Origin of the sequence: Diplocloster modestus, from assembly GCF_019042245.1 — a bacterium.
Lineage (GTDB): Bacteria > Bacillota > Clostridia > Lachnospirales > Lachnospiraceae > Diplocloster > Diplocloster modestus.
In genome coordinates this window covers 82,587-104,159 of the sequence record NZ_JAHQCX010000002.1, presented here as the reverse complement: position 1 = coordinate 104,159, position 21,573 = coordinate 82,587, and the positions used below count along the sequence as shown (strand labels likewise).

The following is a 21,573-nucleotide window of genomic DNA, read 5'->3' as shown; positions in this document are numbered from 1 at the left end:
CGCCGATTGTTATTCTGGATGAGGCCACGGCATTTACGGATCCGGAGAATGAGGATAAAATACAGCGTTCAATCATGGAGCTGTCCAGGGGGAAAACGCTGTTAGTGATTGCCCACCGGCTGTCAACCATCCAGTACGCAGACCAGATCGCAGTATTAAGACAGGGGAAGATCCTGGATACAGGAAAGCAGGAGGAGCTGCTCAACCGCTGCAGATTATACCGCGAGATGTGGCAGGCTCATGTAGGAGCCAGAAACTGGGGAGTTACGGCCGGCGGAAAGGAGGAACAACTATATGATTAAAAATATCCGGTGGATTATGAAATGGGCGGGAGAATATAAGAAACGCTTTTATCTGGGCTTTCTCTGTTCCTTTTTTTCCACCTGGTGTACGGCAGGTCCTGTAGTTCTGGCCGCATGGGCGCTGGGAAATATGATCGAAGACAGCAGGGGGGGAACAACGGTAGAAAAAGGCCTGATCTTTCTTTGCCTGGGCGGGATAATCCTTCTAATCTTATTGCGATTTCTGTTCGCCTATGGGAAAAACCGCCTGCAGGAGAGTATCGGTACAGAAAAAGCGGCCGAACAGCGAATTCATATCGGTGATATATTAAAAAGGGTTTCTCTTGGGTATTTCTCAGAGAATAACATCGGGGAAATTCTGGCTGCAACGACTACAGAGCTATCCACGTTGGAGCTGCAGGGAATGAAGATGATTGATTCCGTGGTCAATGGTTATATCCAGGTCATTGCGATCATATGCTGCGTAGGTATGTTCTGCCTGCCTGCTGCTTTGGCTGCCATTGCGGGTGTGATTCTCTCCGCCTTTGCATTAAGAGGAATCAACCGTCAGAGCAGCCGCACCGCACCGGCCGCACATAAGGCCAGGGAAGATCTGTCCGCGGCCTCCATTGAATATGTCCGGGGACTGAGTGTGGTGAAATCCTTCGGGAAGGAAGGTGCGTCGATAAAGCGCTTCCGGAATGCCTGCCGGGATAACAAGGAGATCTGCATCAAAAACGAGTTCGGCTTCGTACCATGGAATTGTCTGCATCTGTTTTTCTTAAAGGGAGCTGCGGTAGCTCTGGTGCTGACCGCCGCATGGGAAGTCTTACAGGGAAATCTGACTCTGTCAATGCTGCTGATGGCTGCGATGTTTTCTTTTACGATCTTCGGCAGTGTGGAATCCATCAACGATGCGGCCCATATCCTGTCGGTGATTGGATCTGTTATGGATAAGCTGGAGAAACTGGAGCAGGCGGATTACATCGACCAGGATGGCGCTGAGGTGAGGCTGGACCGGTTTGACGTGTCATTCGACCATGTATCCTTTGGCTACAGCGGCCGGGAGATTCTGCATGATGTGTCCTTTTCTATCCCGCAATATACAACCACTGCCATCGTAGGTCCTTCCGGCAGTGGGAAGAGTACGATCTGCAGCCTGATTACCCGGTTCTATGACGTACAGAAGGGAAGCGTGCGCATAGGAGGACATGATGTGCGGGAGTTCACCTGTGACAGTTTACTGAAAAATATATCCATGGTGTTCCAAAATGTCTACCTCTTTCACGACACAATCCGAAATAATATCAAATTCGGCAAGCCTGGTGCCACCGAGACGGAGATGATCGCAGCGGCCAAAGAGGCCAGATGCCATGAATTTATCATGTCGCTTCCGGATGGCTATGACACGGTGGTGGGAGAGGGCGGTGACACCCTGTCCGGCGGGGAAAAACAGCGGATTTCCATTGCCCGGGCCATGTTAAAAGATGCGCCCGTAATCATTCTGGATGAGGCCACGGCCAGTGTGGATCCGGAGAATGAGCATGAGATTCAGGCCGCCATCTCCGCTCTGGTACATGGGAAAACCATTATCATCATCGCCCACCGGCTGAACACGATCGAAAATGCAGACCAGATACTGGTAGTGGAGAATGGGCGCATCGGTCAGATGGGGACACATGGGGAACTTATGGAACAGGACGGCCTGTACCGGCACTTTGTAGAGGTGAGAGAGCAGGCGGAAGGCTGGAGGATTGCAGAAAGCTGAGAAGAGAATAAAAAAAGAGTAAAATCACTTGACCGGACGCTTTTCATGCTGTAAAATAATATGAGTTAGCAAAAGCTAACGAAAATGCGGGATCCCCCGCATTTTATATCCCTAACGGTTAGCGACAACTAACTACGTAAAAACACTGACAGGATGATACAGGTTGTTAACTTCCGCATAAGAACTGGAAGGAGGCGAGAACATGAAGGTGATGGAGTCCGGAGAAGACTATCTGGAGACGATTCTGATACTGCAGAACAGGAGCGGTACGGTGCGGTCTATCGATATCGCCGCTGAACTGAAAGTGTCCAGGGCGAGTGTCAGTGTGGCGATGAAAAATCTAAAAAAGGCGGATACGTGAACATAGGGGATAATCATGAAATTACGCTTACTCCGAAGGGACGCAAGCTTGCGGAGACAATGTATGAAAGGCATCTGCTTTTCTCTGATGTATTGTCATACCTGGGGGTGGAACGTCAGGTGGCGCTCAAAGACGCGTGCCGCATGGAACATGCAATCAGTGCGGAAAGTTTTCAGGTGCTGAAAAGTTATTTTCTGAGAAAGGGGCTGGATACCCCGGAATCGGTAGAATGAAGGACTAAACTTTAGGGTGACGGACCGTTTGGCAGTCCATCGTGACTGCTTGACATAAAAAATCTAACAGAAAAGAGGTATAAGCATATGAGCAAAGTAGCGGTAGTATACTGGAGCGGTACCGGTAATACGGAAAAGATGGCAAATCTGGTGGCAGAAGGTGCAAGGAATGCGGGCTCTGAGGTCAGCCTGTTTATGGCGGCAGAGTTCCGGGCAGATAAGATGGATGAGTTTGACGCAGTGGCTTTCGGCTGCCCGTCCATGGGGGCGGAGCAGCTGGAGGAAAGCGAATTTGAGCCGATGTTCATAGAATGTGAAGGGAAACTTCATGGAAAGAAAATAGCCCTGTTCGGTTCCTATGGCTGGGGAGACGGGGAATGGATGCGCACATGGGAGGAAAACTGCCAGAGCGACGGTGCCATATTAGCCTGTGACAGCGTGATTTGCAATGATGCTCCGGATGAGGAAGCCGAGGCTGCCTGCGCGGCGCTGGGAAAAGCGTTAGTTTGATATTCACTTCAGGCTAAGATAAAACTGTGATTATGAAGAAAGAAACGAGAATGTGAAGAATGTCATTGTACACATGCCCGTTTCTTTCTGATGTTCCATTACAGGGGAGGTCTTTTTTTCGTATGAGCTTTGAGCGCTTCAAATGTTTCCGCACTGATCACATGTTCGATCCGGCAGGCATCTTCAGCCGCTACCTCAGGGCTGACCCCCAGCGTAATCAGAGAATCAGAGAGAATCGTATGCCGTTCAAACATACGCTCTGCGATCTCCTGTCCTTTATCTAATAGGGATATATACCCGTCCTGATCTACCTCAATATACCCGTTGGTGCGCAGGTTTTTCATGGCAACGCTGACACTGGGCTTTGAATAGGACAGCTCGCTGGCGATATCGATGGAACGCACCTGACCAAGACGTTTTTTCAGAATCAGGATAGTTTCCAGATAGTTTTCCGCAGATTCCTGAATTCGCATTATTTGTCACCACGCTTTCAAATCCATTTTTATTTATTTCCTAAGGATATAGATAACCATTATTTTAACATATTAATCATATTTTCATCAAGAGGAATACTTATTTAGGCTGGGAAATAATTTTTTTGTACTGGGAAATAGAGATAAACCATAAAACTGTGAGCAAGAACGATCATTTGAAAGATTTCTAGTCCGAAAACGGAGTAGACTTTCATGGCCTGCCGTGTTATAATTTAACAAATTAAGCGAAGCTTGTAGAAGTCGATGGCGCAAAGAGAGGTGATCAGGAAAATGACGGACAGTGAAAAATTTGACCTGTTACTAAATGAGATGCAATTGATGAGAGGCGACATGCAGACCATGAGAGGCGACATGCAGACCATGAAAGGCGACATGCAGACCATGAAAGGCGACATACAGACCATGAAAGGTGATATACAGTCCTTGAATGACCGAATGGATGGTCTAGAGATACAAATTAAGTCAACAGAGCGTGTGCTCAGGAATGAAATCAAAAAGTCAGAAACCTTGATTCTCGATGAAGTTGAGAGAGTACATATGATTTTAGATGATCACAAACACGATAGGAATGCTCACACGGCACAATCAATCGCATAATGATATGTTATTAGAGAGCGCCCCCCTTTGGAGAAATTTGAAGGCTGTGAACGCTCTTTTTTTGTTCAGATATACTATATATTATTTATATAAATGATGAAATAGATATTTAGAAATACGCTGGTTCCGGGAAGGGGGTTTTACTCTTCGTTGACAAGAGTAGAAAGGAGTGTTAAAATCCAGTTAGTTAAAACTAATTGATAGTTAGTCGGAACTAATTTTGAAAGGAGATACCTATGAATGGCACCTGGATAAACGCGGTCATCTGTATAGCATTGGTACTGATTTGTATTTTCAGCGTACGCAGTTATCTGAAAAAGCTCAAGAACGGCTGTTGCGGCGCCGGAGGCGATGAATTGAAAAGAATCAGGCCTGCGGATAAAGATACTGCCCACTATTCCTATGCCCGAAAGATAGGAATAGAGGGAATGAGCTGTAAGAACTGTGCAATGCGGATTGAAAACGCATTTCATGAATTGGACGGCTTTTATGCCGAAGTAAACCTAAAACAACAGTATGCGATTGTGTATATGAAGCAAGAAGAAACGGACGAGGACATAAAGCGGGTGGTCCGGCGAGCGGGATACCATGTGACAAGCCTCGAACCGGTGGAATATTATAAACAAATCTGTGGGGGATCTGGCGAGAAGTATGTCCCTTAATGTCGGCAAGGTTTGGCTTAAGCGGGAAGGCCAGGAGATTCTTACGGATATCTCCGTGATCCGGCCGGGAGATCAGGTAGTCATCCACATGGGCAGTGTAATTCCCTTTGACGGCATCGTGACAGAGGGAGAAGCCATGGTGAATCAGGCTTCTCTGACCGGAGAAGGGCTTCCGGTCAGGAAGGATACGGATGGATATGTCTATGCAGGAACTGTTGTGGAAGAAGGAGAACTGACGATTCAGGTGAATCAAGTCTCCGGTTCCACCCGTTATGAAAAAATTATTACCATGATAGAAGATTCCGAAAAACTCAAATCCAAAGTGGAGAGTAAGGCAGAGCATCTGGCGGACCGGCTGGTACCCTATACGTTTTTGGGGACTGCCCTTGCGGGGCTTCTTACAAGAACTGTCTCCAGGGCCCTTTCTGTCCTGATGGTGGATTTTTCCTGTGCGCTTAAGTTAGCCATGCCGATTACCGTGCTGTCCGCTATACGGGAAGCCAATGTCAGCCGTATCACGGTGAAGGGCGGAAAATATCTGGAAGCGCTGGCCAATGCTTAGACCATCGTGTTTGATAAAACCGGAACTCTCACAAAAGCGCGGCCTACAGTAAGGGAAGTGATCCCCTTTCGCGGTGGCAGCGCCTCCGAAATGCTGCGGGTAGCTGCGTGCCTGGAAGAGCATTTTCCGCATTCCATGGCTAAGGCTGTGGTAAGGGCGGCGAAAGATCAGCACCTGGAGCATGAGGAAATGCATTCCAAGGTCGATTACATCGTAGCCCACGGGATCGCCTCTTATATCGGAGATAAGCGGGTGGTTATTGGCAGTAACCATTTTGTCTTTGAAGATGAAAAATGTACGGTTTCCGAAGAATACCGGGAGCGTTTCTTACTACTTCCCACAGAGTATTCCCATCTGTACCTGGCAATAGAAAATGAATTGGCTGCGGTAATCTGTATCGAAGATCCCGTGCGGGAGGAAGCGGCGGCTGTGATCCGGTAGCTGAAAGAAGAAGGCATTAGCAAAGTAGTCATGATGACGGGAGACAGCGAGCGAACGGCGGCGTCCATTGCATCAAAAATCGGTGTGGATGAATATGATTCCGAGGTATTGCCGGAAGATAAGGCGGACTATATCAGGCAGGAAAAAGAGGCCGGGAATATAGTGGTTATGGTTGGTGATGGAATCAATGATTCCCCGGCACTGTCGGCGGCGGATGTAGGGATCGCCATCAGTGACGGGGCGGAAATCGCGCGGGAGATCGCTGATATTACTGTGGCGGCAGACAGCCTGCAGGAGCTTGTTACATTAAGACGCTTGAGCAAAGCCATGTTAAGACGCATCGACGGGAATTATAAAGCTATCCTTGGAGTGAATGGGGCCTTGATCCTGCTGGGGGTTGGAGGAATCGTGCAGCCCACCACGTCTGCACTCCTGCACAATGCGTCTACCCTATTAATCAGCTTGAGAAGCATGAGGAACCTTTTGGTTTGAGTAAAAATCTCTTTTTTCCATATAGAAACTAATGCTTTACTGGCTAAGATTGAAAACAAAAATGGGTGTTTAATTTGTTGCATCTGTGATAAAATAACGTAAGAAAGGGGGAATCTGCGATGGATGACAGAACAAAAATCAGGCTGACCCAATTGTCCAGTACAGCTGGGTGAGCGGCTAAATTAGGTCCTGGGACCCTTGCTCAGGTGCTGAGCAAGCTGCCGAGATTTACAGATGATAATCTGATCGTGGGAACGGAGACGTCGGATGATGCCGCAGTGTATCGGATCAATGATGAACTGGCGCTGATTCAGACGGTGGATTTTTTCACTCCGATCGTGGATGATCCCTATACATTCGGTCAGATCGCTGCTGCCAATTCGCTGAGCGATGTATATGCGATGGGAGGAGAACCGAAGTTAGCGCTGAATGTGACAGGTTTCCCGAATTGTCTGGACCCGGATGTTTTGGGTGATATATTGGCCGGGGGAGCTTCGAAGGTGCAGGAGGCGCAGGCTGTGCTGGTGGGCGGACATACGATACAGGATGACGAGCCGAAATATGGTTTGTGTGTGACAGGTTTTGTGCACCCGGACAGGCTGTGGAAGAATTATGGAGCGAGACCCGGGGATGTGCTGATCCTTACGAAACCCTTGGGGAGCGGGATTCTGAATACCGCGGTGAAGGCCGGACTTGCCTCTGCCGATGAGGTGGCGGAAGTGGTCCGTGTGATGGCTGAGCTGAACCGGACTGCAAAAAGAGTGCTGGAACGATATGAGGTGCATGCGTGTACGGATGTGACCGGTTTCGGGCTGGCAGGGCATTCTATGGAGATGGCGAAGGCCAGCGGGGTGACGATGGATCTGTTTGTCAGACGTGTTCCGGTCATGGAAGGCGCGGCCGCCTACGCACAGATGGGCGTGATTCCGGCCGGCGCGTATCAGAACGGAGATTATCTTCTGCCGGATATGGATGTAACCGCCATCGTTAAGCGCAAGGAAGAATATTTACAGGATGTTCTGCTGGACCCGCAGACATCCGGCGGTCTTTTAGCCTGTGTGCGGGATAAAGACGCGGAAAAGATATTGAAGGAGCTTAGAGAGGAAGGCCTTAAGACGAAAGCCGCGATTATAGGAACCGTTGAGGAATATAAAGAGAGCTTTCTGCGGCTGAAGTAAAAGCCAGATATAAGTATACACAGATGGAAAGTAACTTAAACCAGATATAAGTAAACACAGATGGAAAGTAACTTAAAAAGGAGGCGGAAGATGGATCAGAGGGAATTGTACAGGAGCATACCGAAGGTGGATATGCTGCTGGAACTGTCGGAAATACAGGACTTATTGCTGGATTATGACCGGAGTCTGGTGCTGGAGGCGATCCGTCTGGAAACGGAGAAGCTGCGTGACCGGATCGCGCAGGGGATGGCTGAGGAACAGATGCTGGAGGAAGTGACGAATCTGCCGCTCTCGATCAGAAGACATACGGAAAAGATGGCGGACTATGGAATGAAACGGGTGATCAATGCCACCGGAACTATACTTCATACGAACCTGGGACGGGCGCCGCTGGCAGCAGAGCAGATGGACAGGCTTTCGAACCTGATGACGGGGTATTCGAATCTGGAGTATGATCTGGAAGCAGGAGAACGGGGAGAGCGCTGTGCCCATTTTGAATCCTGGATCTGCCGGATGACCGGCGCGGAGAGCGCTGTGGCTGTCAATAATAATGCGGCTGCGGTACTGCTGGCGTTATCCGCGCTGGCTAAGGGGAAGGAAGTGGTGATCTCCAGAGGGGAAATGATCGAGATCGGCGGACAGTTCCGGATCCCGGATGTGATGGAACAAAGCGGCGCCACTCTGCGTGAGGTGGGAACCACGAACCGGACCAGGCTTGCGGACTATGAGAAAGCAGTGGCCTGGAACACCGGTGCGATTCTCAAGGTGCATACAAGCAATTATAAGATTATAGGTTTTACGCAGAGTACACCGGTAAAGGAGCTTAGCTCCATTGGAGAAAAGCAGGGAGTGCCGGTGATCGTGGATCTTGGCAGCGGCAGCCTGCTGGATCTGGGTAAATACGGATTACCCCGCGAACCCACCGTTCAGGAAACGATAGAGGAGGGGGCGGATCTGGTGTGTTTCAGTGCGGATAAGCTTCTGGGAGGTCCCCAGGCCGGTATTATCGCGGGCCGTAAGAAATATGTGGCTGCGCTTAAGAAGCATCCGCTGATGCGGGCACTTCGAATTGATAAATTTACGGCTGCTGCCCTGGAACTGACATTCCGCGCTTATCTGCGGGAGGAGGAAGCCTGCTACCGGATTCCGATCCTGAATATGATGACCAGGCCGATTACGGAGCTGGAACAGATGGCCTGGAAATTAAAAGAAATGTTGAAGCCTCTGGGCGGACAGTATGTAATTCAGATCGAGGATTGTATGTCGCAGATGGGCGGCGGCGCTCTCCCGGAGGAATATTTTCCAAGTAAAGGTATCACGGTCATGCCTAAGGGAAGAACAGTCATGGAGGCGGAACAGCTGCTGCGCAGGGGAAGTACACCGGTGATCGTGCGGGTGACGGAGGAAAAGCTGGTGCTGGATCTTCGGACGGTGCTGAAAGAGGATTATGAGATTCTGGGCAGGGTGCTGCTTCAGTCATTGGGAGGAATCGATTTATGACCCATTGGATCGTGGGAACGGCCGGCCACATTGATCACGGGAAGACTGCGCTGATCAAAGCTTTGACCGGCCGGGACACGGACCGTCTGGAGGAAGAGAAAAAAAGAGGAATTACCATCGATCTGGGATTTACGTATTTTGATTTGCCCGGAGGGGAACGGGTCGGTATGATCGATGTTCCCGGACATGAAAAGTTTATCGGAAATATGTTGGCGGGGGTCAGCGGTATCGATCTGGTGCTGCTGGTGATCGCGGCGGATGAGGGGGTAATGCCCCAGACGGTAGAGCATGTGGAGATACTGGAGCTGCTGGGCATCACGCGCGGAATGATCGTACTCAACAAGTGCGACCTGGTGGACCGGCAGTGGAGAGACCTGGTGGCAGAAGATGTAAGGCAGAGGTTAAGTGACAGCTGCTTTGCAAACGCGCCTATGGCTTTCGTGTCCGCCGTGACAGGGGAGGGAATGCAGGAACTGGCGATTCTGATAGAGCGGCTCTTGAGACAGGGGCCGCTTTTTCGAAGTGCCAACACATTTCCCCGTCTCTTTATTGACCGTATCTTTCAGAAAAAGGGGTTGGGGACCATTGCGGCCGGAACGCTTCTGTCAGGGGAGATCGCCAGGGAAGACCGGCTCTGTCTCTATCCCCAGATGCTGCCCTGCCGGATACGCGGTGTGCAGGTACATGGACAGGAGATGGAAAAAGCGGCCGCTGGACAGCGCACTGCGGTGAACCTGCCGGACATCGGATGTTCCCAGATCCGGAGAGGAACGGTGATCGCCCGGGAAGGGGCCCTGCGCAACACGCGGATTCTGGATGTCAGGATCCGTATGTGCCGGCATACGGACCGCAGGCTCTTAAACCGTACAAGGCTCCATCTCTATATCGGAGCAGCAAAATTGCTGTGCCGTGCCGTGCTGATGGAGACAGGGGAACTGGGAGCCGGTGAAAGCGGATACGCCCAGCTTATATTGGAGGAAGAATTGGCGGTACTAAAAGGGGATCATTTTATTCTTCGCTTTTATTCCCCCCTTGAAACCATCGGGGGAGGAGAGATACTGGACGCGAATCCCGTAAAAAAACGCAGATACCGGCCAGCGGATCTGGAAGAATTCCGCCGGGAAGAAGCAGCGGACTTTCCGCGGGAAATCCTGATGTATATAAAAAAACAGCCCCATGGATTCGCCTTGAAACAGGAATTGGCCGTAGCTTTTGGCGAAAAAGAGAACAGCATTTCCCATGCCGCTGCCGTTTTAGAAAAAGAAGGCTGTCTGGTGCTGATGGAAGGAAAAACAAAGACTTTTTTCTATGACCAGGAGCAGTACCAGCAGCAGATCAACCGGATGGAAGCGTATCTAATCCGTTTTCATTCTCAGCACCCCTATCGATGGGGAATCGGAAGGGCACAGCTGCGCACCGGCTGTGCTCCCTGGATGACACAGGAATTCTGTGATGCGTTATTTCAGACGGCCAATGACCAGGGAAGGCTTCAAATCACTGCACAGTTGGTACGCCTGAAGGCATATGAAGTTCCCTGTGATGATACCTATCAAAAAGTCACGGATATCCTGTTTGGTAATCTCACCGACGCCGGTATGGACTTTTTGCGCCTGCCGGATATGGACTTTGGCAGAATATCAGAGCAGACGATTCAGGACATCTGTGCGAATGAGCTGGAAAAAGGAACGTTACACAGGCTGTCTCAGGAGTATTATACACTGACGGAAATATATGAGGATGCTTGCGGAAAAATATCCGCCTTATTAAGGCAAAATGGAAAAATCACCGTTGCAGAACTGAGGGATATGTTCGGAACAAACCGGCGGAGTATCCGGATTCTGCTGGAAGATCTGGACACCCGGGGAATCACGAGAAAAGACGGGAAAGAAAGTGAAAGGATGTCTGCGCTATGAATCTGAAACAGTTGGAAGCGTTTGTCTGTGTAGTGGAGCAAAAAAGTTTTTCCGGAGCAGCAAAAGTGTTATATCTGACACAGCCAACCGTGAGCGCTCACATTCAGTCCCTGGAAAAAGAACTGGGCTGCCGGCTTCTGGCCCGTAGCACGAAAGAACTTTTCGTCACGGCCAAAGGGGAGAGGCTCTATCTCTATGCCAGGCAGATGCTGGGACTGGAGGAAAAAATATTAAAGGAATTCCATCTAAAGGGAAGACATCACACAGAGCGGCTGGCGATCGCAGCGTCCACGATCCCGGGACAATATATACTGCCTGAGATTCTAACCGCTTACCGGAATCGATGCCCGGATGAAAAGTTCCAGGTGATCCAAAGTGACAGTCAGGGCGTGGTAGAAAAAATCATCGGCCACGACGTAGAGCTTGGCTTCACCGGCACCAGGCTTCCCGAGAATCGATGCGTATTCACTCCCTTTTTTAAAGACAAGCTGGTAGTAATCACACCTCCGACAGAGGAGTATAGAAAATATAAGCAGACCGGTTTCCCGGCCCTAAAACTAAGAGAAGTCCCCTTTTTGATCCGGGAGTCCGGCTCCGGAACCCGCAGGGAGACGGAAGAGTTCCTGCAGCGTTTTGGAATCCACATCTCGGAACTGAATATAGCGGCTCATATGGACCATCCGGAGATTATCAAGCGGTCGGTAAGCAAAGGGCTGGGCGTGGCGATCATATCGGAAAAAGCAGTCCAGGACTATACGGAAGAGGGTAAAATCCTGCAGTTCGACCTTCAGGAGGGCATTATCCACAGGGACCTCTATCTGGTATGGGAAAAAGAGCTGGAATTGTCGGCTGCTGCCGCTGGCCTGGTGGATTACGTGAGAACGACGTATAGATATTTTCTATAATTAAAAATAGCCGATGGTGAATATCGATTGGACAGGCGGACGCATTTTTCGTATGATTATAATAGAATTGTGGGAAAGGGTGGGCTATCATGGATAGCCTGCCTTTTTTTCTTTTGGCCGGGGACACTGAGTGGGGGAAAAGAACATTCATGAATTCTTCCGGAATCCTGCAAGATTCTATAAAAGATCAGGCAAAAAAAGGAGGACAAGATGAATCTGACAAGTTCGAAAAAAATGTTATTGGCATCGGGTGCGGTGCTGGGTGGAATCGCAGCGCTGCTGGCTTATTCCGGGAATCCAAAAAACATGGCGATCTGCGTGGCCTGCTTCATACGCGATACGGCGGGAGCGATGAAATTCCATCAGGCGGAAGTCGTACAATATTTCAGGCCGGAGATCGTGGGGTTCGTGGCGGGGGCTTTTCTTATTGCAGTGATTACGAAGGAATACCGTTCTACTGCGGGATCTTCTCCGATGATCCGCTTTCTGCTGGGAGTCATGATGATGATCGGATCTTTGGTGTTCCTGGGCTGCCCGCTTCGGATGGTGATCCGCATGGCGGCAGGCGATTTGAATGCATACATAGCACTGATTGGTTTTGTGCTCGGCGTGGCGACGGGGAGTCTGGCCCTGAAAAAAGGCTTCAGCCTGGGGCGGGCTTATGAGACGAAAAAGTCCAGCGGATGGATTCTGCCGGCGGTCCTTGTGGGATTGTTGATCCTCAGTGTGACAACTACACTTATGGCGGCCAGTGAGAGCGGTCCCGGCAGCATGCACGCACCGGTTCTGTTATCTTTGGCCGGAGGCCTTTTGTTCGGGGCTATTGCGCAGAAGAGCCGCGCATGCTTTGCGGGCAGTGTCCGCGATATCCTGCTGTTGAAAAATTTCGATCTGATTTCGGTGATTGGAGGGTTTTTCGCTGTGATGCTGATCTATAATATCGCTGCCGGCGGATTTCATTTTTCTTTTTCCGGGCAGCCGGTGGCCCACGCACAGCATGTATGGAACATGCTGGGCATGTATGTGGTGGGGTTTGCGGCGGTATTGGCCGGTGGTTGTCCTTTAAGACAGCTGGTTTTGGCAGGACAGGGGTCTTCAGACAGCGCCGTCACGTTCTTGGGAATGTTCGTGGGTGCAGCGGTATGCCATAATTTCGGACTGGCAGCCGCAGCGGCCAACGCGGAGACGAATACACCCGGAGGGCCGGCTGCGGCGGGAAAAGCAGCGGTCCTGGTCTGTGTAGTGGTGCTGCTGGTAATCGGTTTTGGAGTACGGAAAAGAGAAGCCAGACAGGAAATGTATGGAAAGTGAGGGATTGGTTATGGTAGAGGTAGATGCAAGGGGATTGTCCTGTCCGGAGCCTTTGATGATGGCGATGGAAGCTGTAAAAAAGAACCCGGGAGAGAAGATCAGAATCCTGGTCTCTGAACCGCATCAGAAGATGAATGTGGAAAAATTTGCAAAAAGCCAGGGAAAAAAGACAAGCGTGATGCAAATGGGATCAGAGTTTGAGCTTATCGTGGAGTGAAATGAGGAAAAAAGAGATTAAATTGGTGATTACGTTTCACACGACCGCCGATGCTATGGCAATGGAGAAGGCATGTAAAACAGAAAAAGTGGAGGGAAGGCTGATACCGGTCCCGCGTATTTTGTCCGCAGGATGCGGAATGGCCTGGGCCCGCCCTTCCCTTGATCCGAAACAGATGAAAAGGTGGATGGATGAGAGACACCTGAGATATGAATCGATACAGGAGTGCCTGGTCTGAACAGCAGACCGGACACTCCTACTCGATTCAATGGGAATGTGCTCTTTTTGTCTCTTAATCTCAGACATTTCTATTAAGAAATTATAAATTTTACGAATTTTTTATTAAATCGTGCAAAGTTTAAAGATTTTTCCAGGGAAGAGTGGTAGGATGATTTCATATGGAGATTGTAAGACTATCTGTAAGGTATTTCCATGGGTATGCCATGAATCAAACGGCATACGGTATGCTCGTGGTATTCCTATATGTGCGGAAAATCGCACGTAAGAAGGAAATGATGAAAGAATAACTATATGAGGTGCGTATGGAAACAGGGATAAATGTCAGCAGTATCGCCTCCGATCTGAGAGAATACGAGGATTTTATTCAACCTTATGAGGATGCGGTGTCGATCGTTCAGGTGTGGCTTGAGACTCTGGATAAAGATTTTCAGCGCAGACACAAGCACAATCCGATACATAGTATGCAAAGCAGGATTAAGTCATTGAACAGTATCGTAGGCAAGCTGGATCGGAAAGGGATACCGGTCAGTTTTGAGGCGGCGAAAGATTATCTGACCGATATCGCAGGTATCCGCGTGATCTGTTTTTATGTTCAGGATGTATATACGATTGTCAATATCCTGAAAAAGCAGATGGATATTATTATGATCAAGGAAAAAGACTATATAGAAGACCCGAAGAAAAACGGCTACAGAAGCTACCACCTGGTGCTGGGAGTGACGGTATACCACGCGGAGGGAAAACAATATTATCCGGTGGAGATCCAGATCCGCACGCTGGCCATGGACTTTTGGGCCAGTATGGAGCACCAGCTCTGCTATAAAGCGGTGCGGGAAGATAAAACACTGCTCTCGAAAGAGCTAAAAGAATGCTCCCTGCTGCTGGAAGAAATCGAGGGACGCATGGAACGCTTTTATGATCCGGAGGCAGAGCGGGAGAGGTAGGAAAAGATCCGTATCCAGCGGCAGAAACGCCGTGGATTACGGATCTTTTTCTAGTTATATTTCTTCTGCATTTTATCTAAATAAATATCTCTGCAAAAAGAAACAATCTATAGGATATCGTTTATTATTTTTGGCGGAAACATGTGGGAATTGAACCCACCCGGGACGTATCAAACGCCCCACACTGGTTTTGAAGACCAGGGGATACACCAGCACCCATCTGCTTCCGAAATTATTACATCTCTATAAGTATAGTGAGATAAAACAGATCCGTCAAGCGGCGCACGCTAAATTGCATATTTACCGCAAGGAGTGGCGATATTTATAAGCCCAGCAGTTCTCCGATGTAAAAAGTCATACGTAAGTGAAAACATTCTTCCGGTGCAGACAAAGTGGTATCCAGCTTATCACGGATTATTGCCAGGCGGCTGCCCAGGTTTTCCGCAGTCAGATGAAGCTCCTGGGCTGTTTCGAGGAGGTTATTTTCTTTTTCCAGATAGATTTTCAAAGTGCTCATCAGATTCGTCTGTCTATTGTTATCGTATGTCAGGAGCGGCTTAAACGTGCCCTGATATATTTCAGTTAAAAGTCCCTCATCGGGATTGGTCAGCAGCAGACGGAAAAATCCAAGATCCTGGAAATAGATATACGCAGATTTGCGGATCTGCGCAACCTTCCTGGCGTGAAGGGCATTTGTATAGCTAAAGTGCAGTTTTTTCAGACTGGGGGCGGATTCACCGATACCGATTGTGGGAAGCGGGCAGCCGTCATTTTCCAAGGACTGATAATAGGAGGTCAGAATCGTGTGCAAGGTCGGGCGGGGGACATCCGACAGGATCAGCACATAGTGGTCCCGGTATGGAAATAAGCAGTGACGGATCGATAGAAGATGCAGATGATTTTGAAGAAGTTCCGGTTTTATCAGAGGATAGATCAGCACGGCACGATAAGAAGCGTCAATGGGGAACCCGTTGGTATTGAGCAGATTTATCTGTTCACGAACAGATGCGGGATGTTCGAGGAGGGATTGGAACAGACGGTCTAAGTTCATGTTATTATCATCGATATGCAAAGCGCTCCTGTTAAAATATGCAGCAAGCAGCTGGTATGGCGTCCCGTGCGGAACTGTGAAGAGGGGAAAATCGGCAGCTTTGCATAAGTCGGCCAGATCGGCTGAATAGGAGTGAAGCGTCTGGCCTGATTCCATGATCAGCCCGCTGCATTGGGTGTTTATTAATATTTTGACCAGATCCGTCAAACGGCCGATATCTGTGTGATCAGAACTTTCCATAAGATAAACCATCTCCAGACCACAGAGGTTTCCCGGTGATTCCGGAGTACTTAAAACTACAAAACGTGAAATACAGCGATTCAGGTCAATACAGGCGGTAATAAGAGTTAATGGAATCTGATCATGCTTCACAGGATAAAATTCTGACAACAGAGGAAGCATCGTATCTCCTTTCCGGACATATTTGTCCAATAAGAAACAGATCGTAATATATCATACAGTATAGGTAAAATGGGCTCTGATTATCAGGTTTTTTGTAGTATATCAGCTATTTAAAAAAGCGTCCAGTGCAAATCCTGAAATTCAGGAGCACGATTCATTTTGTACATAAAAAAGTGCAAGGTTTGGCCATGAATGTAAGAGGAATCCTTGATTTATTTTACTTGCGGGTGTATAGTATAAAAAGATTGATAAAAATTTATCAAACTCAAATTTTATATAAGGAGAGGTTTCTTATGCTAAGTGCGGAAGGAAAAGTTGTTCTGATTACAGGCGGCGGACGTGGAATTGGCTATGGGATAGCGCAGGCATTTGCTGAGGCTGGAGCCCGAATCGCGATCACCGGCCGTACGGCGAGTACCCTGATCGAGGCGGCCGAGAATTTGGAAGCGGATTATGGAAATGAAGTATTGTGGATAACGGCAGACGGCGGAGACGAAGCGGCTGTCAAAGGGGTTGTGGAAAAAGTAATCGATAAATACGGCAAGCTGGACTGTCTCGTAAATAACGCGCAGGCATCCAAGTCAGGGGTCATGCTGGCGGATCATACGAAGGATGATTTCGATCTGGCGGTCAGTACCGGATTATACGCCACGTTTTTCTATATGAGGGAGGCTTTCCCTTATCTGAAGGAGTCTAAGGGCTGTGTGATTAATTTTGCATCCGGCGCCGGACTTTCCGGCAAGATCGGCCAGTCTTCCTATGCGGCAGCCAAGGAAGGAATCCGTGGTTTATCCCGTGTGGCAGCGGCTGAGTGGGGCGAATTTGGGATTAATGTCAACGTGCTGTGCCCGTTAGCAATGACACCCGGTCTGGAAAAGTGGAAAGATGAATATCCGAAGCTGTATAAGAAAACCATTGATGAAATTCCGCTGCAGAGGTTCGCGGATCCGGAAAAAGATATCGGACGCGTATGTGTTTTCCTGACTACGGATGACGCGGCTTATATTACCGGGGAGACCATATCTCTCCAGGGTGGTGTGGGTCTTAGACCTTAAAGATACTTCGTTGCAGTTGGATTCCTGGTCTGGACCTGTGAGGTTTTAAATGGCGCAAAAGTGTGGACCGTCCTTATGCATGTACCGTGTTACAGCTGCCTGAGCTGGTACATCTATTAGGGCGGTCCGCGTTTTTGCGCTATTTTTTCTACAAACAGTATGTCAAAGCCCGTACGGTAGAAGATAGGAGTTCCTTTTTCCCGCGCATATATCTGCGCGCAGGAGGCTTGTTTGACATGATCCGCGTCAGGGATTAAACTGTATCTAACGTATCGATTCGGAAGGAGGGAGACGGTGTGATAATCAGTGCCAGCCGCAGAACAGATATTCCCAATTATTACTCAGATTGGTTCTTTGAACGTTTAAAAGAACGGAAGGTCTGTGTGAGAAATCCTTTTCAGCCGCGGGATGTAAGCCTCATCTCCCTTTCCAGGGACGTGGTGGACGGATTTGTTTTCTGGACTAAGAATCCGCGCCCTATGTTGAAGCGGCTGGGGGAACTGGAAGGATATCCATATTATTTTCAGTTTACCCTGAACGGATATGGACCGGAATTGGAACCGGGACTGCCGGACAAAGAAAAGGTATTGGTGCCGGTGTTTCAGGAGCTGTCGGAGTCTGTAGGGCGTGAGAGGGTAATCTGGCGTTACGATCCGATACTGGTCTCACCGGAATATACGGTTTTAAGGCATCAGGAACTGTTCGGACGCCTGGCGGAGAATCTGGCTGCCTATACGCAGAAGGTAGTCATAAGCTTCCTGGACCCGTATGCGAATATCCAAAGACAGATGACACGCAGCGCAGTTCAGGTACCGGAAGCGGAACAGATGGAGCAGCTGGCCCGGCGGATCTCGAAGATAGCGGCGGAATATGGACTGTCCGTGGAGACCTGTGCGGAAGCCGGGGATTATGAAGCATATGGAATCCGCCATGGGAAATGCATCGATGCTTCGCTCCTGGCTCGGATCTTTGGGGAGCACCTCAGTACCGGTAAGGATACGGGGCAGCGCAGATTCTGCGGATGTGACGTAAGCATTGATATCGGTGCTTATCACACCTGCAGAAACGGGTGTGTATACTGTTACGCGGGCCATAAGAACCAGGGGGAACAGGAGGGCAAAGAAGATTTTAAGAAATCTCTGCTGCTGGAGGATGTAATCCGCCCGGATGATGTGATCCGGGACAGAAGTATAACATCAGATCGGGAAACTCAGATGTCGCTAGACCAGTTTCTTATTATTTAAAGCGCGAATTAAGGTATATCGGAAATGCTCTGACTTTCCATATACAGGATTCCATAATAAAATTTAGATGAGCAGGAGTGGAGTAGTTATGCGTAAAAAAATTGGACAGGATCAGCTGCGGGAATTTACAGAGAGAAATTACCGGGAACGGATAACGCAGGTTACAGACGGGGTATGGCTGCTGATGGCGGACGGGGAAGATACGGCCGGTGTGCGCGGCCGCAAGGCGGAAGCGCTCAGGAGACGGGCGGAGTATGAGACGAGTGCTAACGGCCGGCATTATTATCTGGCCTGTGCGCGTGAGCTGGAAAGCGAAAGATGATGATTGTGCAGGGAAGATGGCATAGATGGATGTAATGGAAGGAACGAATCGCACATTGCTTTGAGAGAGGTAGGGATCGAATGAAAGTATTTAAGCATGCATTGGAAGTGGATAAAAGGCAGACACTGGTGGATATCACTGCCCAGGTGCGGGATGACATTCGAAAAAGCGGAGTACAGGATGGAATTGTCGTGGTATATTGTCCTCACACCACGGCCGGAATCACGATCAATGAAAACGCAGACCCGGATGTGTGCCGGGATATGATCTATGGATATGAGAAAGTGTTTTCCACGCAGGACCGGGAGTACCGACATTTCGAGGGAAATTCACATGCCCATATGAAATCAGCAGCTGTGGGAGCGTCCCAGACCTTGATACTGGAGGAGGGCAGGCTGATTCTCGGCACCTGGCAGGATATCTATTTCTGCGAGTTCGACGGCCCGAGACACAGAAGCTTCTATGTGAAGATTCTGGAGGGCTGATGTCATTCCTTTTTTCCGTATCTTACGAAATTGTAAGTCTGTATATGAGAAATGTAAGTTGAAATTATGGTGCCTTCACCGGTTCTTAGCTATGATAGACTTATGAAACGAATCAAGTGAGAACGGAGGTAAAACAGATGAAAACATTAGTGAAATGGATCCGTAAGGCAGGCTATCTGATCCTTTATTCCATACCCGTGCTGCTGGTATGCATCATGGGAGGCCTGCTTTTCCTCACGACAATTCTTTTCAGTTTTGGAAAAAGGATAGCCATGAGATTAGAGGCATGTAACGGTGAGTGCTATTAGTGGATTTTTACTTTATGATTTAAGAACTATGAGGCATCGGGAGATGTTCTCATAGTTTTTTTGTTGTACGCTTCCCTCCTACTTGATTTCAATAGAAAAGGTTCGCAAGCGAAACTCTTTTCCATTCAATTCAATGTGAATTTTTGTGACTATTTACTTTTAAAACGCGAAAAAAGAAGAATGATTTATGCAAATACTCCCAAAAAACATGTCACGTGTCCTTTTTGTTGAAAACTTAATACTGTTATAATCAAAGCAAATAGAGGAGTGTGAAAGGACAGCAGGGACAAAATAAGAACCCGATGTTATAATAACGTAACATATGAGAATCGCAATAAGAAAGGGCGTTGGTTCTATGGAGTCTTTGGATATCAGAAACAGAAAGTTAATGGAGAAGTACCCGGTGATCAGAGAGTGGATCCGGAATCTGCCGGATGAGCAGCTGAATCTGTGCAGGCCGGTAGAGTATGAGCGGGGGGATATCATCTTCCGCCGGGGCTGGGAGATCCGTTATGTCTATCTGGTGTTACGCGGCAGTATAATTATCTCCAGCAGTAATATAAACGGAAATGAGATGTGCGTGGTGTTCGTCCAGGCGGGATCTACAGTCGGTGAGATGGAAGCCATGCTGAATATACATAATCTGATCTACAGCGCAAAGGCGTTTACCTCATGCGCTTTACTGGAAGTACCGCTTAACACGTTCCGGAACTGGATTCGCAGTGACCGCAATATCAGTGAAAAACTAGCGATGGTGCTGGCGGAAAAGTTATACCGGGCCAGCGCGTCTACCGTGCAGTATCAATACATGTCCGCAAACCGCCGGTTGAAAATGCTGCTGGCACAGCACGGACAGGGCAGGATCAGTGATACCAGGGAAGAACTGGCGGAGGCCTGCGGAGTCAGTGTGCGCACCATCAACCGGGCGATCACTGCTCTGAAAGGGGAGGAGCTGATCACGATGGAACGGGGCAAGATCGTGATTCAACAGGAACAGCTGGAAAAGCTGACTGCCAATATATTAGAAGAGGTGTGAAATTCTACCGGTTACGCGCGGCCGTTAGATTTCAGTCGGCAGATATGATCTTCACATCTGCTGGATAAATATTCTACAGGAGGTATGACATGAAAAAAGTAATAATGGACTGCGATCCGGGGCATGACGACGCGATCGCCCTGCTGCTGGCTTCCAGAGCGGACGATATTGAGCTTCTGGGCGTTACCACAGTGGCCGGTAACAGCGAACTGGAAAATACAACCCGTAATGCCAGGAAGGTTCTGGACTACGCCGGGGTGACCGATGTGGATGTCTATGCGGGATGCGAACGACCGATGATGAGAGATCTCTACCGGCTGACCGGGGCCATCATCCATGGAGAGGACGGCCTTGGAGGCCCTAAGATTCCGGACCCGGTCACTCCCATAAAAGAAGAGCATGCGGTGGACTTTATCATCCGGGCCCTGCGGGAAAGCGACGAGAAAATCATACTGATTCCCACAGGTCCACTGACCAATATCGCCATGGCCCTGATCAAAGCGCCGGATATTAAAGAGAAAATCGAACGGATCATTATCATGGGCGGGGCGGTGAACGATCCGGGGAATATCACCTCGGCTGCGGAGTTTAACATCTATGTGGACCCCGAAGCAGCCAAAATCGTTTTTGCCAGCGGCTGCAACATCTATCTGAACACCCTGGATATTTCTATGAAGGCAGTATTTTATGAAGAGGACATCGAAAGACTGCGTGCGCAGGGAGATAAGATCAGTGATATCGTCGCACAGCTTTTGGACTTTTTCGGCTCCACACATATTCAGCATTTCGGATTCAAAGCCTGTCCGATTCACGACGCACTCTGCGTCGGCGTGCTGATAGACGAAAATCTGATTGAGTACCAGCAGACTTATCTGGATATCTCTGTGAATGATCCGCTGACCCTCGGAGAAACGGTGGCGGACCTGTGGGGGATTACAGGGCATGAACCCAACTGCTATCTCTCTGTTAAGGTTGACCGGGAATTGTTTGTACAGATGATTCAGGAACATATGCAGAAAACTTATCAATCAAAGAAGTGATTCAGGCGAACAGCCAGAAGG

The 21,573-nt window shown here is 49.0% G+C and carries 23 protein-coding genes, 1 tRNA gene and 2 pseudogenes; 23 read left to right on the top strand and 3 right to left on the bottom strand.

Annotated features, from left to right (window positions below):
- Window positions 1-74 precede the first annotated feature (74 nt).
- The 4 genes and pseudogenes from KTH90_RS25045 to KTH90_RS03310 all read left to right on the top strand — a co-directional run bounded on the left by KTH90_RS25045 (window position 75) and on the right by KTH90_RS03310 (window position 3,153).
- Window positions 75-302: a hypothetical protein gene (locus tag KTH90_RS25045; protein ID WP_238726369.1), complete on the top strand. Its 228-nt coding sequence runs from the start codon at window positions 75-77 to the stop codon at window positions 300-302.
- Window positions 295-2,049, top strand: a complete 1,755-nt coding sequence (locus KTH90_RS03320) for an ABC transporter ATP-binding protein (RefSeq protein WP_158349699.1) — start codon at window positions 295-297, stop codon at window positions 2,047-2,049. The genes KTH90_RS25045 and KTH90_RS03320 overlap by 8 nt, the downstream gene beginning before the upstream one ends.
- A gap of 202 nt (window positions 2,050-2,251) precedes the next feature.
- Window positions 2,252-2,643 (top strand): annotated as a pseudogene (locus KTH90_RS25260) (metal-dependent transcriptional regulator).
- Between the two features lie 87 nt (window positions 2,644-2,730).
- Window positions 2,731-3,153 carry a flavodoxin gene (locus KTH90_RS03310; RefSeq protein WP_158349697.1) on the top strand — a complete coding sequence of 141 codons (423 nt, stop codon included), beginning with the start codon at window positions 2,731-2,733 and terminating at the stop codon, window positions 3,151-3,153.
- 98 nt (window positions 3,154-3,251) lie between these two features.
- Here KTH90_RS03310 and KTH90_RS03305 read toward each other — a convergent pair whose 3' ends face one another.
- Window positions 3,252-3,626: a metal-dependent transcriptional regulator gene (locus KTH90_RS03305; RefSeq protein ID WP_158349695.1), complete on the bottom strand. Its 375-nt coding sequence runs from the start codon at window positions 3,624-3,626 to the stop codon at window positions 3,252-3,254.
- A gap of 291 nt (window positions 3,627-3,917) precedes the next feature.
- Here KTH90_RS03305 and KTH90_RS03300 point away from each other — a divergent pair, with 291 nt between their 5' ends.
- From KTH90_RS03300 to KTH90_RS03250, 12 genes and pseudogenes are all read left to right on the top strand, one after another.
- A complete protein-coding gene (locus KTH90_RS03300; RefSeq protein ID WP_158349693.1) occupies window positions 3,918-4,244 on the top strand; it encodes a hypothetical protein in 327 nt (108 codons plus the stop codon).
- Window positions 4,245-4,480: 236 nt separating this feature from the next.
- Window positions 4,481-4,906 (top strand): heavy-metal-associated domain-containing protein, encoded by a 426-nt coding sequence (locus KTH90_RS03295; RefSeq protein ID WP_158349691.1) that lies wholly within the window; start codon window positions 4,481-4,483, stop codon window positions 4,904-4,906.
- Window positions 4,869-6,401 (top strand): annotated as a pseudogene (locus KTH90_RS25255) (heavy metal translocating P-type ATPase); the annotation flags it as partial. The gene KTH90_RS03295 and the pseudogene KTH90_RS25255, both read left to right, overlap by 38 nt.
- Before the next feature lie 119 nt (window positions 6,402-6,520).
- Window positions 6,521-7,579 (top strand): selenide, water dikinase SelD, encoded by a 1,059-nt coding sequence (selD, locus tag KTH90_RS03285; RefSeq protein WP_158349689.1) that lies wholly within the window; start codon window positions 6,521-6,523, stop codon window positions 7,577-7,579.
- Window positions 7,580-7,669: 90 nt separating this feature from the next.
- Window positions 7,670-9,079 (top strand): L-seryl-tRNA(Sec) selenium transferase, encoded by a 1,410-nt coding sequence (gene selA / locus KTH90_RS03280; protein WP_158349687.1) that lies wholly within the window; start codon window positions 7,670-7,672, stop codon window positions 9,077-9,079.
- Complete coding sequence (gene selB / locus KTH90_RS03275; protein ID WP_158349685.1) at window positions 9,076-10,992, top strand: selenocysteine-specific translation elongation factor; 1,917 nt, start codon at window positions 9,076-9,078, stop codon at window positions 10,990-10,992. Before selA ends, selB begins: the two co-directional genes overlap by 4 nt.
- Entirely contained in the window at window positions 10,989-11,897 is a 909-nt protein-coding gene (locus KTH90_RS03270) for a selenium metabolism-associated LysR family transcriptional regulator (RefSeq protein WP_158349683.1), read from the top strand. Before selB ends, KTH90_RS03270 begins: the two co-directional genes overlap by 4 nt.
- A 210-nt stretch (window positions 11,898-12,107) precedes the next feature.
- A complete protein-coding gene (gene yedE, locus KTH90_RS03265) occupies window positions 12,108-13,208 on the top strand; it encodes a YedE family putative selenium transporter (protein ID WP_158349681.1) in 1,101 nt (366 codons plus the stop codon).
- A gap of 10 nt (window positions 13,209-13,218) precedes the next feature.
- Window positions 13,219-13,425 carry a sulfurtransferase TusA family protein gene (locus tag KTH90_RS03260; protein ID WP_158349679.1) on the top strand — a complete coding sequence of 69 codons (207 nt, stop codon included), beginning with the start codon at window positions 13,219-13,221 and terminating at the stop codon, window positions 13,423-13,425.
- 1 nt (window position 13,426) lies between these two features.
- The gene (locus KTH90_RS03255; protein WP_158349677.1) at window positions 13,427-13,663 is read left to right on the top strand and encodes a DUF3343 domain-containing protein; all 237 of its coding nucleotides are present in this window, start codon (window positions 13,427-13,429) and stop codon (window positions 13,661-13,663) included.
- Between the two features lie 160 nt (window positions 13,664-13,823).
- Complete coding sequence (locus KTH90_RS24820; protein ID WP_275061308.1) at window positions 13,824-13,952, top strand: hypothetical protein; 129 nt, start codon at window positions 13,824-13,826, stop codon at window positions 13,950-13,952.
- A 15-nt stretch (window positions 13,953-13,967) separates the two neighbouring features.
- Window positions 13,968-14,609: a GTP pyrophosphokinase gene (locus tag KTH90_RS03250; protein ID WP_158349675.1), complete on the top strand. Its 642-nt coding sequence runs from the start codon at window positions 13,968-13,970 to the stop codon at window positions 14,607-14,609.
- 131 nt (window positions 14,610-14,740) lie between these two features.
- Here the strand turns inward: KTH90_RS03250 and KTH90_RS03245 are convergent.
- Together KTH90_RS03245 and KTH90_RS03240 are read right to left on the bottom strand one after the other, a co-directional pair.
- Window positions 14,741-14,837: transfer RNA gene (locus KTH90_RS03245), tRNA-Sec, on the bottom strand.
- Window positions 14,838-14,931: 94 nt separating this feature from the next.
- Window positions 14,932-15,900, bottom strand: a complete 969-nt coding sequence (locus KTH90_RS03240) for a helix-turn-helix domain-containing protein (protein WP_158349673.1) — start codon at window positions 15,898-15,900, stop codon at window positions 14,932-14,934.
- A gap of 455 nt (window positions 15,901-16,355) precedes the next feature.
- On the opposite strand from KTH90_RS03240, the gene KTH90_RS03235 reads away from it, so the two are divergent.
- The 7 genes from KTH90_RS03235 to KTH90_RS03205 all read left to right on the top strand — a co-directional run bounded on the left by KTH90_RS03235 (window position 16,356) and on the right by KTH90_RS03205 (window position 21,552).
- Complete coding sequence (locus KTH90_RS03235) at window positions 16,356-17,117, top strand: SDR family NAD(P)-dependent oxidoreductase (RefSeq protein ID WP_158349671.1); 762 nt, start codon at window positions 16,356-16,358, stop codon at window positions 17,115-17,117.
- 296 nt (window positions 17,118-17,413) lie between these two features.
- Window positions 17,414-18,361 (top strand): DUF1848 domain-containing protein, encoded by a 948-nt coding sequence (locus KTH90_RS03230; protein ID WP_158349669.1) that lies wholly within the window; start codon window positions 17,414-17,416, stop codon window positions 18,359-18,361.
- A gap of 88 nt (window positions 18,362-18,449) precedes the next feature.
- Complete coding sequence (locus KTH90_RS03225) at window positions 18,450-18,683, top strand: hypothetical protein (protein ID WP_158349667.1); 234 nt, start codon at window positions 18,450-18,452, stop codon at window positions 18,681-18,683.
- Between the two features lie 80 nt (window positions 18,684-18,763).
- Window positions 18,764-19,168, top strand: coding sequence for a secondary thiamine-phosphate synthase enzyme YjbQ (locus KTH90_RS03220; RefSeq protein WP_158349665.1), 405 nt, complete (start codon window positions 18,764-18,766; stop codon window positions 19,166-19,168).
- Between the two features lie 137 nt (window positions 19,169-19,305).
- Window positions 19,306-19,476, top strand: a complete 171-nt coding sequence (locus KTH90_RS03215; RefSeq protein WP_238726234.1) for a hypothetical protein — start codon at window positions 19,306-19,308, stop codon at window positions 19,474-19,476.
- Window positions 19,477-19,831: 355 nt separating this feature from the next.
- The gene (locus tag KTH90_RS03210; protein WP_238726233.1) at window positions 19,832-20,512 is read left to right on the top strand and encodes a Crp/Fnr family transcriptional regulator; all 681 of its coding nucleotides are present in this window, start codon (window positions 19,832-19,834) and stop codon (window positions 20,510-20,512) included.
- An 89-nt stretch (window positions 20,513-20,601) separates the two neighbouring features.
- Complete coding sequence (locus tag KTH90_RS03205) at window positions 20,602-21,552, top strand: nucleoside hydrolase (RefSeq protein ID WP_158349661.1); 951 nt, start codon at window positions 20,602-20,604, stop codon at window positions 21,550-21,552.
- Window positions 21,553-21,573: the final 21 nt, after the last annotated feature.